General features: G+C 39.7%; 14 protein-coding genes. 3 read left to right on the top strand and 11 right to left on the bottom strand.

Annotated elements, in window-relative coordinates; genetic code table 11:
* From mnmG to apf, 4 genes are all read right to left on the bottom strand, one after another.
* Nucleotides 1-1,755, bottom strand: a 1,755-nt coding sequence (gene mnmG, locus ACLOR3_RS03020; RefSeq protein WP_412036978.1) for a tRNA uridine-5-carboxymethylaminomethyl(34) synthesis enzyme MnmG, incomplete at its 3' end; no start/stop codon positions are given.
* A gap of 8 nt (nt 1,756-1,763) precedes the next feature.
* On the bottom strand, nt 1,764-2,219 hold the full coding sequence (locus tag ACLOR3_RS03025) for an NUDIX hydrolase (RefSeq protein WP_006595353.1): 456 nt from the start codon (nt 2,217-2,219) through the stop codon (nt 1,764-1,766).
* Between the two features lie 137 nt (nt 2,220-2,356).
* A complete protein-coding gene (mnmA, locus tag ACLOR3_RS03030; protein WP_023919979.1) occupies nt 2,357-3,478 on the bottom strand; it encodes a tRNA 2-thiouridine(34) synthase MnmA in 1,122 nt (373 codons plus the stop codon).
* Nucleotides 3,479-3,682: 204 nt separating this feature from the next.
* Nucleotides 3,683-4,225, bottom strand: coding sequence for an aggregation-promoting factor (gene apf / locus ACLOR3_RS03035; RefSeq protein WP_411400196.1), 543 nt, complete (start codon nt 4,223-4,225; stop codon nt 3,683-3,685).
* A 230-nt stretch (nt 4,226-4,455) separates the two neighbouring features.
* On the opposite strand from apf, the gene sdaAB reads away from it, so the two are divergent.
* Genes sdaAB through ACLOR3_RS03050 form a run of 3 tightly spaced genes read left to right on the top strand, consistent with a single transcriptional unit; the run spans nt 4,456 to nt 6,639 of the window.
* Nucleotides 4,456-5,127: an L-serine ammonia-lyase, iron-sulfur-dependent subunit beta gene (gene sdaAB, locus ACLOR3_RS03040; protein ID WP_006595350.1), complete on the top strand. Its 672-nt coding sequence runs from the start codon at nt 4,456-4,458 to the stop codon at nt 5,125-5,127.
* 9 nt (nt 5,128-5,136) lie between these two features.
* Nucleotides 5,137-6,009: an L-serine ammonia-lyase, iron-sulfur-dependent, subunit alpha gene (gene sdaAA / locus ACLOR3_RS03045; RefSeq protein ID WP_411400197.1), complete on the top strand. Its 873-nt coding sequence runs from the start codon at nt 5,137-5,139 to the stop codon at nt 6,007-6,009.
* Between the two features lie 3 nt (nt 6,010-6,012).
* Nucleotides 6,013-6,639 (top strand): HAD hydrolase-like protein, encoded by a 627-nt coding sequence (locus ACLOR3_RS03050; RefSeq protein WP_411400198.1) that lies wholly within the window; start codon nt 6,013-6,015, stop codon nt 6,637-6,639.
* A 166-nt stretch (nt 6,640-6,805) separates the two neighbouring features.
* Here the strand turns inward: ACLOR3_RS03050 and ACLOR3_RS03055 are convergent, their stop codons facing one another.
* The 7 genes from ACLOR3_RS03055 to ACLOR3_RS03085 all read right to left on the bottom strand — a co-directional run.
* Nucleotides 6,806-7,450, bottom strand: a complete 645-nt coding sequence (locus ACLOR3_RS03055) for a LysM peptidoglycan-binding domain-containing protein (protein ID WP_048715090.1) — start codon at nt 7,448-7,450, stop codon at nt 6,806-6,808.
* Between the two features lie 171 nt (nt 7,451-7,621).
* Nucleotides 7,622-8,416 carry an energy-coupling factor transporter transmembrane component T family protein gene (locus tag ACLOR3_RS03060; protein WP_411400199.1) on the bottom strand — a complete coding sequence of 265 codons (795 nt, stop codon included), beginning with the start codon at nt 8,414-8,416 and terminating at the stop codon, nt 7,622-7,624.
* Nucleotides 8,409-9,251: an energy-coupling factor ABC transporter ATP-binding protein gene (locus ACLOR3_RS03065; protein ID WP_411400200.1), complete on the bottom strand. Its 843-nt coding sequence runs from the start codon at nt 9,249-9,251 to the stop codon at nt 8,409-8,411. The genes ACLOR3_RS03060 and ACLOR3_RS03065 overlap by 8 nt, the downstream gene beginning before the upstream one ends.
* Entirely contained in the window at nt 9,236-10,063 is an 828-nt protein-coding gene (locus ACLOR3_RS03070) for an energy-coupling factor ABC transporter ATP-binding protein (RefSeq protein WP_006595344.1), read from the bottom strand. Before ACLOR3_RS03070 ends, ACLOR3_RS03065 begins: the two co-directional genes overlap by 16 nt.
* Nucleotides 10,064-10,603, bottom strand: coding sequence for a CDP-diacylglycerol--glycerol-3-phosphate 3-phosphatidyltransferase (pgsA, locus tag ACLOR3_RS03075; protein ID WP_006595343.1), 540 nt, complete (start codon nt 10,601-10,603; stop codon nt 10,064-10,066).
* A gap of 96 nt (nt 10,604-10,699) precedes the next feature.
* Nucleotides 10,700-11,986, bottom strand: a complete 1,287-nt coding sequence (yfmH, locus tag ACLOR3_RS03080; protein ID WP_411400201.1) for an EF-P 5-aminopentanol modification-associated protein YfmH — start codon at nt 11,984-11,986, stop codon at nt 10,700-10,702.
* On the bottom strand, nt 11,983-12,924 hold a 942-nt coding region (locus ACLOR3_RS03085; RefSeq protein WP_412036979.1), incomplete at its 5' end, for a M16 family metallopeptidase. The genes yfmH and ACLOR3_RS03085, both read right to left, overlap by 4 nt.

The following is a 12,924-nucleotide window of genomic DNA, read 5'->3' on the forward strand; positions in this document are numbered from 1 at the left end:
GATGGAGTCAATATCATCCCAGTCAATATTGGCAGGAATTCGTTTTTCTTCCATCCGCTTCATTTTTTCAACCTGATCTAAAGCTTTTGAGATATAACCCTCGTACTTAATTTCAGTTTCAATCAGCTCGATAATCTTATCATCTAATTCTTCAGCAGCTGGTCCGATAAAGTTGACAACATCTTGATAAGATACTTCTGGTCTTCTCAAGAATTCTTTGGCAGTGACAGCATCTGTCAATGGTTTAAAACCTAGCGCTACCACCTTCTCGTTCGTTTCCTTTACAGGTTTTAGCTTGATACTGTCAAGGCGCTTCATTTCATTTTCAAACTGATACTTCTTGGTTTTAAAACGTGCCCAACGTTCGTCATCAACCAAACCAACCTCGCGTCCAATTTCTGTTAAGCGCATATCTGCATTATCATGACGAAGAATCAAACGGTATTCTGCACGGCTAGTCAACAGACGATAAGGCTCAACTGTTCCTTTGGTTACCAAGTCATCGATCATGACCCCAATATAACCATCACTCCGTTTCAAGATGAGCTCTGGTTTTCCTTGGATTTTTAGAGCAGCATTAATCCCTGCCACAATTCCTTGGCCAGCAGCTTCTTCATAACCAGATGTTCCATTGGTTTGGCCTGCTGTAAAGAGACCTGAGATTTTCTTGGTTTCTAAAGTTGCCCGCAATTGATGTGGAAGGACCATATCATACTCAATCGCATAACCCGTTCTCATCATCTCAGCATTTTCCAATCCCTTAATAGAATGGACAAGATCTCTTTGCACATCCTCTGGTAAACTGGTTGACAAGCCTTGGACATAGACTTCTTCTGTATTGCGTCCTTCTGGCTCAAGGAATAGCTGGTGGCGTTCCTTATCCGCAAAGCGAACAATCTTATCTTCAATAGATGGACAATAGCGAGGTCCAACTCCCTTTACAACACCTGTAAACATTGGAGCTCGGTGTAAATTGCTGTTGATGATTTCGTGGCTTTGACTATTGGTATAGGTTAACCAACAAGGGATTTGATCCTTTAAATAATCCTCGTCACGCGAATTGTAAGAAAAGTGATTTGGATTTTCATCACCTGGTTGAATTTCCGTTTCTTCATAATTGATTGACGATGCCTTTACACGTGGTGGCGTACCTGTTTTGAACCGTCCAATTTCTAGTCCAAGATTCTTGAGATTTTCAGCCAAATTGATAGAAGCAAGGCTATGGTTAGGGCCTGATGAATACTTGAGATCCCCAATGATGATTTCTCCACGTAAAGCCGTTCCAGTCGTGACAATGACAGCCTTGGCCCCATATTCTTGGTGGGTCGCAGTTCGAACACCAATAACCTTCCCATCTTCTACCAAAATTTCATCAATCATGGTTTGGCGAAGGGTCAAGTTTTCTTGATTCTCAACTGTCTTACGCATTTCCTTAGAATAGAGCTCTTTATCTGCTTGAGCACGAAGCGCACGAACAGCTGGTCCCTTTCCTGTATTCAACATCTTCATCTGAATATAGGATTTGTCAATATTCTTGGCCATCTCTCCACCGAGAGCATCTACCTCACGGACCACAATCCCTTTTGCAGAACCACCAATCGAAGGATTACATGGCAAAAACGCCAACATTTCGATATTGATGGTTGCAAGTAAAACTTTACAACCCATTCGGCTCGCAGCAAGGGAGGCTTCTACCCCAGCATGCCCCGCTCCGATTACAATAATATCGTATTCTTCTATAAAATTATAAGTCATTTTTTCTCCTATTCTTTAAGATGGATGTGTCGTAATTGTCCGTCCCAATCTGGTAAGGCGGTTTTTAAAAATGACGGCTTCAGATTAACAGTATGTAGATCATCTAAAGCAAGCCACCGGCAAGGTAATGGCTTCGCATCTTCTTGCATGGTTAACGGTGCATCTTCCAGTAAGTCTACTAAATAATGGAACTCGATATTATGATAGTGGACCTCAGCTTGTTCAAATCGATTTTCAACAATGAAAGCTAACTGAACCGCTCTAGATGCGACCCCAAGTTCCTCTTTTACTTCTCGAACTACGGCATCTCCAGTAGCTTCATCCACTTGAATAGCACCTCCGATTGTATAAAAACCATCCTCATCTTCTACGACTAATAAGCGATTGTCTTTTACAATCAAAGCAGTCGCTCTCACACCAAAAACCGTTTGGTTTGACTTGGTCCGAAAATCCTGTTCTTGCATGTAACTTCCTTTCGAAACGACACAAAAATAGTCAAAACTCTGAGAAGTGCAGGACAAAAAAGCCTGCAACATCCATGAGCTTTGACCATCACTTCTATTGCTTTTATTATTGTAGCAAATTGAGAAAATTTGTCAATTTAAATATACTGACAAACTTTACCATCTCGATAAGCATTGTCAATTAGTCCACCACCGAGACACTCTTCACCATCGTAAAAGACAACAGCCTGACCTGGTGTAATGGCCCGTTGAGGTTCTGCAAAAATTACCTCTGCCTTGTCACCCTTGACATGCACCGTCACCTTGGAATCTGGCTGGCGATAGCGGAACTTGGCTGTACACTCTAGTGTAAACTCTTCCGGCATATCCCGTGTAAAGTGAACTTGACTAGCTTGTAAACTAGTTGACATCAGTGCTTCATGATAGAATCCTTGACCGACATACAGAATATTTTGACTGAGATCTTTACCAACGACAAACCAAGGAGCATTGTCCCCACCTTGTTGGCCACCAATTCCAAGACCACCTCGCTGACCGATTGTGTAATACATTAAACCGGCATGCTCACCCATATCTCGTCCATCGATGGTCATCATTCGACCTGGTTGGGCAGGAAGGTAGTTCCCTAGAAATTCTTTGAAATTTTTTTCCCCAATAAAGCAAATTCCAGTTGAGTCTTTCTTTTTAGCTGTTGCCAATCCCGCTTCTTCAGCTAGACGGCGAACCTCAGGCTTTTCCAAATGTCCCAATGGGAACATGGTTTTTTGAAGTTGTTCTTGTGACAGTTGGCTTAAGAAATAAGTTTGATCCTTCCCATTGTCAACGCCACGTAACATATGAACAATGCCATCCTCATCACGCGCCACGCGCGCATAGTGCCCTGTCGCAACATAATCTGCACCGAGTGTCATAGCATAATCTAAAAAGGCCTTAAATTTGATTTCCTTATTACACATGACATCCGGATTTGGTGTTCGACCAGCTCGGTATTCAGCAAGGAAATATTCAAAGACACGATCCCAGTATTCTTTCTCAAAGTTGACAGAATAGTAAGGAATGCCAATTTGGTCTGCAACCGCTGCTACATCTTTGTAATCTTCTGTAGCTGTACAGACGCCATTTTCGTCTGTGTCGTCCCAGTTTTTCATGAAGATGCCGATGACATCGTAACCCTGTTGTTTTAATAATAAAGCTGTTACAGATGAATCCACACCACCACTCATACCAACAACAACACGTGTTTTCGAGTTATCACTCATAGATTTCTCCCATCTTTTCGTTTCTCACGATTGAAGGTCGTGGTTTGCTTCAACGATTGAAGGTCGTTTTGAGCATTATCAATTGTAACACGCTTTATAGTAGAAAACAAGCATCTTGCCATCCTTCTTATTGGCTATTGTATCTATATGTTTACAAGTCTGTAAATCAAAAAAGAGTCCAATTGCTGAACTCTTTCATTTACTTTAATACCAGCCATTGGCCAGCCAGAAGTTTTTAGCCGCCGACCATGATCCATATCGGTTGACAACATATTGATTGGCTACTTTTTCCTGGTTTTCTGGTGATAAGTCACCGTTTAAATAAGAAAGGGATAACTGGTAACGACCATAGTATTGGCCATTTTGTGCTGTGTAACTGCCACTTGATTCTTTCTGGGCAATCCATTCTTTAGCCGCTGCATCTTCGGCACTTAAGCCATCTGAAGCAGATACCGTAGTTGTTGCTTGTCCAGTGTTAGCTTTACTAGTGGTAGCTTGCTCTGTAGTATTAGTTGTTGCCTTCTCATCTTCAATCTCTAAAACTTGACCAACTGTAATGAGGTTGACATTACTAATCTTATTTTTCTTAGCAATCGCATCAACCGTTGTATTCTTCTCTTTAGCAATAGCTGATAAGGTATCACCTGACTTTACAGTGTAAGATTCTGCACTGGCAAGGACGGGAATAAACATTCCTGATAATAAGCTCAATCCGATTACACGTTTTACAAAGATTTTTTTATTCATGGTTTTACACTCCTTTTCTGTATGTTCTTTATCTTACAGAAGAAATGTTTCAGAAACTTTATGAAATCACGTCAAATGTTTCAATAATATGTTAGCAAGAATAAAAAACACCTCAAATAAACTAGTTTTAAGTATCTTTTAAGTTTAAAACAAAATTTCCCTCTTAAATAGAAGAAAACATGCCCTAGATTTGTTATAATGAAAGAAAAGAAACCCTAAGGAGCTGACTGATGAATTCGCTTAAATTCCAATCCGTATTTGATATTATTGGACCGGTTATGATTGGACCTTCTAGTAGCCACACAGCGGGAGCTGTTCGTATTGGAAAAATTGTCTCTTCTATTTTTGGAGAGGATCCAACAGAAGTTGAATTTCAGTTGTTTAATTCCTTTGCCAAAACCTATCGCGGTCACGGGACAGACTTGGCCCTTGTAGCTGGTATTTTGGGTATGGACACAGATGATCCAAGAATCCCCAATAGTCTTGAAATTGCCCATGAAAGAGGAATTCGAATCGTCTGGTCTATTCAAAAGGAGAGCAATGCTCCTCATCCAAATACGACGACCATCACGGTGAAAAATGATCACAAAACCATCTCCGTCACAGGAATTTCCATTGGTGGGGGAAACATACAAGTTACCGAGTTAAATGGCTTTGCAATTTCTCTAAACATGAACACCCCAACTATTATTATTGTTCACCAAGACGTTCCTGGGATGATTGCCCATGTGACAGAAGCCCTTTCCCGCTATGATATCAATATCGCCCAAATGAACGTAACCCGTGAAAAAGCCGGTGAAAAGGCTATTATGATTATTGAAGTGGATTCTCGTAATTGTGACGAAGCTATTGAGTTAATCCGTCAAATTCCCCATTTACACAATGTGAATTTCTTTCAATAAGGAGACCCCATGTTTTATTCCATTACCGAACTAGTTGAACAAGCGACCCTCCACTATGAAGGAAATGTCGCAGAATTAATGATTGCAACCGAGTTTGAACTAACTGGTCGCGAGCGCGAAGAAGTTCTGACTCTTATGACACGAAACCTTGAGGTGATGAAAGAATCCGTTCATCTTGGACTCAATGACCAACTTTCTAGAAGTGGCTTGACCGGAGGAGATGCTGCAAAATTGGATCGCTATATTCGATCTGGAAAAGCCCTCTCCGACTATACTGTCCTAACCGCAGCCAAAAATGCTATCGCTGTCAACGAACACAATGCAAAAATGGGCTTAGTCTGTGCTACTCCCACTGCTGGATCAGCCGGTTGCTTACCTGCTGTTCTTACTTCAGCCATCGAGAAACTCCATTTAGATAAGCACCAACAATTAGAATTCTTATTAGCAGCAGGAGCCTTTGGACTGGTTATTGCCAACAATGCATCGATTTCAGGAGCCGAGGGAGGCTGTCAAGCCGAAGTGGGTTCCGCGGCAGCCATGAGTGCAGCTGCTTTGACGTTGGCTGCTGGGGGAAGTCCTTACCAAGCTAGCCAAGCCATTTGTTTCGTCATCAAAAATATGTTAGGCTTAATTTGTGATCCCGTTGCAGGACTGGTAGAGGTTCCTTGTGTCAAACGAAATGCTATGGGCGCAAGCTATGCCTATATTGCAGCGGATATGGCTCTAGCAGGAATTGAATCCAAAATCCCTGTCGATGAGGTCATTGACGCCATGTATCAAGTTGGATCTAGCCTACCAACTGCCTTTAGAGAAACGGCTGAAGGTGGTCTAGCAGCAACTCCAACTGGGAAACGACTACAGCAAGAAATATTTGGAGACTAACCTATGAAGTACATATTTTTCGACTTGGATGGGACTTTAGTCGATAGTTCCGAAGGAATTGAAACCACCTTTCTACACACTTTCAAGCTGCTAGGAATTCCTGCTCCTGATAAAGAGACTATTCGAACCTTTATGGGCCCTCCACTCGAAGTTACATTTACAAACCATCTTCCAAAAGAACTGGTCACAAAAGCTGTAGAAATCTATCGCACCTATTACAAAGAAACTGGCCAACAACAAACCTATCTCTACCCAGGTATCAAAGAACTCCTTCAACAATTGAAGGAATTGGGTTATCACTTATTCATCACCACCTCTAAGAATCAGGAAGTGAGTCTCGAAATAGCCCATTCACTAGGAATTAGTGATTGTTTTGAAGGGATTTATGGTTCTATCCCAGGATCCATGCACAAAGCTGATATCATTCAGCGTGTACTAGTGGATCATCAAATTCCAAAAGAGGAAGCTTGCATCGTTGGGGATACTAAATTTGATATCATTGGGGGGAAAACCATTGGTATTCACACAATTGCAGTCAGTTGGGGGTTTGCACCTCTAGAGCAATTAAAAGAGGAAACTCCCGATACCATCGTAGATTCCCCCCTAGCTTTACTGACTCATTTAAGTTAATAAAAGAGGTTTACAAATTTGTAAACCTCTTTTATGTACGAAATCACGCTTGTATAAGAGTATCCATGGTTCAGCAAGGTTGACTGACACAGTCATTTTTCTTTACAACACTTTCCAATCCTTGTCAAGGTAAGAAACAAAATAAAAAGAGGGTTTCCCCTCTTTTTTAGTATCCCCAAGCTGAAAGTCCTTGGTTTGAATAGGCATTATAAGCCGCTTGGATTTGATCATCAACTGTAGCAGTTGAACCCCAACCTGGCATTGTTTGGAAAAGACCACTAGCTCCAGATGGATTTGCTGCGTTCACTTGACCATTTGATTCGCGGGCAATAATGGCTTCCCAAGTTGATGCAGGAACACCTGTCATTTCAGCCATTCGAGCCGCTGCATAGGATCCAGTTTCTCCAGCAGTATTCCCATTAGCAAGTACAATCCCATTTCCAGAATTCGTAACAACAGGTGCTGCATTATAAGTAGCATTAGCAGTAGTTGTTGTGGAAGCCGCTACTTGATTTGTCGAAGCCTCGACTCCAGGTTCCTGACTTACTGTGGCAGTATTTACTTTGTTGATCAATGAATTTGAACGTTCACCCAACTCAATAATTTGACCAGCGTGGATCAAATCTTGATTGCTGATTTGATTCAATTCAACAAGCTTTTCGATAGTAGTGTTATTCTTAATCGCAATTTCTGATAAAGTATCACCATTTTTCACTTCGTATGTTTCAGCATTCACTACCACACCAGAAACAAAAAGTGAAAGAGCTGAGATAATAGAAGTTAATGTCCATTGGACCTTTTTTGTGTTCATCAATACATTCTCCTTTCGAACATAATACTATCTTACACATTAAATGTTACAGTTAGTTATAATTTATGTTACAAAGGTTACAAAATCATGTATTTTTCATGCAAAAAACGCTATAAATAGCGTTTTTCCTCATTTTTTTAGAAAAATTCCCCTATATGTAGTGGTGGTATTCTAATATTTCAACCAAAAAATGATAGCACCAACTGCTACTACAGACAGAATAGCTACACTATCTAAGACTTGCCATTTTAACTGCCTATATCGGCTTCTTCCCTCTCCACTTTTATAACCTCTTGCCTCCATGGCAATTGCAAGAGCATCTGCACGTTTAAAACTTGATGCAAACAAGGGAATTAAAATCGGAATAAAAGAGCGGATCTTCTGAAGGAGATTCCCTTCTCCAAAATCAACCCCTCTAGCTCTCTGTGCATTCATAATGCGAATCGTATCATCCATTAGAGTGGGGACGAAACGAAGGCTCATAGACAACATGAGTCCAATTTCATGAGCAGGAACTTTGATGATTTTAAATGGAGTTAACAACTTTTCTACGGCATCTGCTAAGCTTAAGGGCGTTGTTGTCAGTGTTAAAATCGTTGAAAATACAACAATGAGAATAAAACGACAAAAGATCACACCAGCTTGAGCAAGTCCTTTATCCGTTACAGTCAAAAAATAAAATTGAAATAATGTCTTACCGCCAGTCGTCGCAAACAACTGAAAGAGTGTGGTGAAAGCAATGATAAAGAGCATCGATTTCAGACCATTAATAAAAAAACGGAAAGGGATCTTGGCACTCAAAATCAACGCAAAGGCCAATAAAAACAACAGGGCATTCGTCAACACATTATTGGCCCAAAACAAAATAACAATTAACAAGAAAAGTCCTAGTAACTTTGCCCTTGGATCCATACGATGGAGAATGGAATTACCTGGTACATATCGTCCTAAAATCATGCTATTCATGTCCAATTAACTCCTTAAACTCCTGTAAAGTGATTGGTAAAGTTGGCAAAGATAGTCCTTTTTGACGTAAGCGCCAAGCAAATTTCGTCACTTTCGGTACACCTAATTGTATGTTTTCTAATCCTTCTACATCCTGAAATACATCCCTCGGATGCCCAGACCTCACCATTCGTCCTTTTTCCAAAACATAAACAAGATTTGCGTATTCTGCTACATCTTCCATAGAATGACTAACAAGAACGATGGTCATCCCAGCTTGATGAAGTGACTCAAATAGCTTCATTAATTCCCGTCTACCTGACGGATCCAAACCAGCTGTCGGCTCGTCCAAGACCAAAATTTCAGGTTCCATCGCTAAAATGCCTGCAATAGCGACCCGTCTCATTTGCCCTCCAGACAATTCAAAGGGACTCCGTTCAAACAACTCTTCAGAAAGACCGACTAAGCGTAATTTTTCCTTAGCAATGCTCTCAGCTGATTCTTGGTCTACTCCAAAATTTTGAGGCCCAAATGCGACATCTTTTACAACAGTCTCAGCAAAGAGTTGACTTTCTGGAAATTGAAAGACGAGACCCACTTTTTTCCGAAGATCCTTTAGCTCTTTTTGAGAAGACTCAGAACTAATGCGCATATCATTCATTTGCACTTCCCCTCGACTGGGCAAAAGCAAACCATTTAATAATTGAAGGATGGTTGATTTTCCACTTCCAGTATGCCCAATTAGAGCTGTATAAGAACCGCTTGGGATTTCTATATTCACATCAAAAAGAGCCGCTCCTTCAAAAGGAGTACCTTCTTGATAGGTATAACTAAGCTGTTTTAAAGCAATTCCCATAATAGTTTCTCTAGCTCTCCTTCAGTCTGATAGGTTTCTCCAACTGGAAAACCTTTTTGATGTAACATGCTGCGCAATCGATTAGCGAAAGGTTCTTCTAATCCAATTTCATCTAAATCATCTCGAGAAAAGAGTTCTCTTGGAGTCAGATCCAAGGTCGCTTTTCCTTTTTCAAAGAGAATAACCCGATCACTTAGGGAAACTTCCTCTAAATCATGGGTAATAGAAATAACCGTTAAACCATATCGTTCTTTGACTTCTCGAACTGTCCGAATTAGTTCTAGACGCCCTTCAGGATCCAACATACTGGTTGCTTCATCTAAAATGATGATTTTAGGTCGTAAAGCGATAATTCCGGCAATGGCCACTCGTTGCTTTTGTCCACCGGATAACCTAGCGGGTTCTCGATCTTTGAACTCATCCATGCGGACCATCTTCAAAGCTTCATCTACTCGTTGCACCATTTCGTCTCTTGGAATTCCTTGGTTCTCCAACCCAAACGCCACATCATCTTCAACTGTAGCCCCAACAAACTGGTTATCTGGATTCTGGAAAACCATGCCAATCTCACTACGTTTATCCCAAACATTTTCAGGAGTTAACAAATCTCCGGAAATATAGATTTGACCAGATTCCGGTTCCAACAAGCCATCAATCAAGCGGACCACTGTTGACTTACCACTTCCGTTATGTCCAATAATGGATAACCATTCACCATGTTTCACGTGAAACGAAATATCATTTAACTGATGGTTCTCATCTGTTTTTTGGTATTTAAATGTAAGATTTCGAACTTCTATAATATTATTCATTTATCTAAAGGTATCTTTAAAGAGGTAGGCACTGCCTTTAAAGTATTCATATCCAGAATAGACTGTAAAGATTAGCGCAACATAAAGCGTAATTTGACCCAATAAGTCCCAATGGAAGAGAAGGAAGATAATGGCAAACATTTGTGAGAAGGTTTTAATTTTTCCAGGCATAGCTGCTGGCAAAACAACTCCTCCTGTTTCAACCAATAACAGACGGAGGCCAGTTACGGCTAATTCACGGCAAATTATAACTGCAGTAATCCAAGCCGGAACCATCTTTAATTCAATCATCATGATAAAGGCAGACATGACAAGAAGCTTATCAGCCATAGGATCCGCAAATTTCCCAAAGTTACTAACAACTTTCCATTTACGAGCTAAATAACCGTCCAAATAATCGGTGATACTAGCGACAGCAAAGACAATAGCTGCCGCTACATGCCAACCATAACCTTTACCAAATATTAGCATCAAAATAAAAATAGGAATAAACACAATTCGAATCAGTGTTAAGGCATTTGGGATATTTTCTTTTTTCATTCTAGTCTCCTTACTAGTTTACATGATCATTTACATCTAATTGACAAAATCAACGTCGATTTAATTCGACAAAAACATCATTCCACTATTATTCCGTTATTTAGGGAAAATGATAAAGTCCGTCATATCACAAGCATTGACAAAATCTCGCCCAACCTTTACAACATCTTGTAAAGAAATACTCTGTAAAATTTTTGGAAGATCAAATAGATTTTCACCTGTCTCAATTGGATTAAATTGAGTCGCAATATAATCCAAGGAATTCAAACCGTGTAGAAAATCTCCAAACATTTCACTTTTAATCGTATCCAAATGCTCTTGGGTCACATCAGGGTCTTTCTCAAAATTCTTAATGGCCGTTCTGAACTGATGGGATATACTAACAGGTTCCGAGGTGTCCATCGTTAACATCAAAAAGTGAAACGAAGACTCTACTTCAATTTCTAGTGTCAAGGAGTTGTCAAGTTTACCAACTTCATAAAGTGACTGAAATCGTTTAGATGTCCACCCAAACATCATAGCAAACAATAATTTGAGGATAATCTTATAGCGATACTGGTAAAGAGGAGGAATCTGATTTCTTCCACGAATGCCAATTGCTAATTTCGGTGAAGCAACTTCCATCCGACTTGTCTCATTTTGAACAACTGGATTTAAGTCCACGGGTGAGATATGAGGAAGAGGTTTTGAAGAGGTCTTCATCTCAAATTCAGAAACAAGGTTAACAAGACTGTCAAGGTCAAAATTTCCGACAACCACTAGCTGCATATTGGATGGTTGGTAGAAATAATCGAAATTATCCTGTAAACTTTTTTCATCAATTTGGGAGAGAGAAGATACAGTACCTGCAATATCTTGGGCTAAAGGTGTTTCTGGATAGAGATTTGCCAACGCCCTAAAGAATAATTGATAGTCAGGACTATCTTGGTACATTTCGATCTCTTGTTGAATAATCAATTGTTCCTTCTTTAGAGAATCCTTTGAGAGATGAAGAGATTGTGTCATCTCCAGTAACAATCTCAGATTTTCATTGACATTCGAGGTGGTCGAAAAGAGATAGCTCGTTTGTGTAAAGCTAGTAAAGGCATTACTTTCAGCTCCCAGCTTTACAAAATGCTGTAAATAATCTTGACCGTCTTGATCTTCAAATAATTTATGTTCAAGAAAATGTGCAATCCCTGCTGGAAATTCTTTTATTCCCTCCACTCCATCCACTGTAAATCTTGTGTCAATAGAACCGAATTTAGTAGAAATGATTGCATAGCTTTCATTAAAATCCACTTTTGGAATTAAATATAACTTCAATCCATTTTGGAGACTTGTCTGATATACACATTCTCCAACAGCTGGATAATCTATTTTCTCCAAATCTTTCTTTATCATTCTCTTCCTTCCATAAAATAGACCGCTTGTAATTTGAGTGATTTGGCAACAGCCATAATTTCTTCTTTCGTCACCAGTTGAATGGCTTGGATCCAATCATCAATTGACAAGAACTGTTTTCCTAAAGTAGATTGTAGATAAGCTCTTTCAATCAAGGTGCCAGGTCGATCCTGCGACAATTTTGCAGCATTTATAATCATTTCTTTTGTCAAGCGCAGCTCTTCACTTGTAAACTTCCCTCTCTTCAAGTCACTTACTTGACGACTCATTAGAGTCATGGTCCGGGTTCTATTTTTTCGATCAATCCCTGCATAGATCCGCATAAAATGAGAAAAAATATCAAAATGGCTAGAGATAGTATAAGCCAATCCTTCTTTTTCTCGAATGACTGTAAATAATTTTGAGTGAGAGAAAGCACCCAGTAAACCATTTAAAACAATCAAAGCAAAATGCTCTTTTTCTCCATACTGAACAGGAAAATGATAACCTAACTCTAAAATAGATTGATGAGTTTCTCTTTGCTCAAGTCCTTCTCTGACAACGTTTGAAAAAGATTGGGCATAAAAAAGATTGACATGATATTTACGAGGTTGTAAACCAAATTCACTAATCTTTTCAATGACCGCTAGTTCATTGAAATCACCCATAAAGAAAAAGTCAATCAGATTTGTTTGAAGCATTTCTTGAAATGCTTGATAAGCTGACCCTTCATCCTCATTCTGAATCTGCTGGACACTTCCGTACTTACTTAGTTTCATATCAGCTTGATCATAAAACAACCGATTCAATTGTTGGTGAGCATAATAAAAATGATTTTCAATTTCTGCTTCTAGTTCTGTAACGAGATTTTTTTTCTCTACTGAAAAAGTTTCTGAATGAAAGCACCCGTTTTCTGCAAGAGGAGCATTCAGAGATACCTTTAATAAATCCAACATCTG

It is taken from the genome of Streptococcus intestinihominis, from assembly GCF_046824975.1.
Lineage (GTDB): Bacteria > Bacillota > Bacilli > Lactobacillales > Streptococcaceae > Streptococcus.

Coding starts and splice junctions, on each gene's coding strand:
- ACLOR3_RS03025 (WP_006595353.1), bottom strand. CDS start 2,219: ATGCAAGAACAGGATTTTCGGACCAAGTCAAACCAAACGGTTTTTGGT.
- mnmA (WP_023919979.1), bottom strand. CDS start 3,478: ATGAGTGATAACTCGAAAACACGTGTTGTTGTTGGTATGAGTGGTGGT.
- apf (WP_411400196.1), bottom strand. CDS start 4,225: ATGAATAAAAAAATCTTTGTAAAACGTGTAATCGGATTGAGCTTATTA.
- sdaAB (WP_006595350.1), top strand. CDS start 4,456: ATGAATTCGCTTAAATTCCAATCCGTATTTGATATTATTGGACCGGTT.
- sdaAA (WP_411400197.1), top strand. CDS start 5,137: ATGTTTTATTCCATTACCGAACTAGTTGAACAAGCGACCCTCCACTAT.
- ACLOR3_RS03050 (WP_411400198.1), top strand. CDS start 6,013: ATGAAGTACATATTTTTCGACTTGGATGGGACTTTAGTCGATAGTTCC.
- ACLOR3_RS03055 (WP_048715090.1), bottom strand. CDS start 7,450: ATGAACACAAAAAAGGTCCAATGGACATTAACTTCTATTATCTCAGCT.
- ACLOR3_RS03060 (WP_411400199.1), bottom strand. CDS start 8,416: ATGAATAGCATGATTTTAGGACGATATGTACCAGGTAATTCCATTCTC.
- ACLOR3_RS03065 (WP_411400200.1), bottom strand. CDS start 9,251: ATGGGAATTGCTTTAAAACAGCTTAGTTATACCTATCAAGAAGGTACT.
- ACLOR3_RS03070 (WP_006595344.1), bottom strand. CDS start 10,063: ATGAATAATATTATAGAAGTTCGAAATCTTACATTTAAATACCAAAAA.
- pgsA (WP_006595343.1), bottom strand. CDS start 10,603: ATGAAAAAAGAAAATATCCCAAATGCCTTAACACTGATTCGAATTGTG.
- yfmH (WP_411400201.1), bottom strand. CDS start 11,986: ATGATAAAGAAAGATTTGGAGAAAATAGATTATCCAGCTGTTGGAGAA.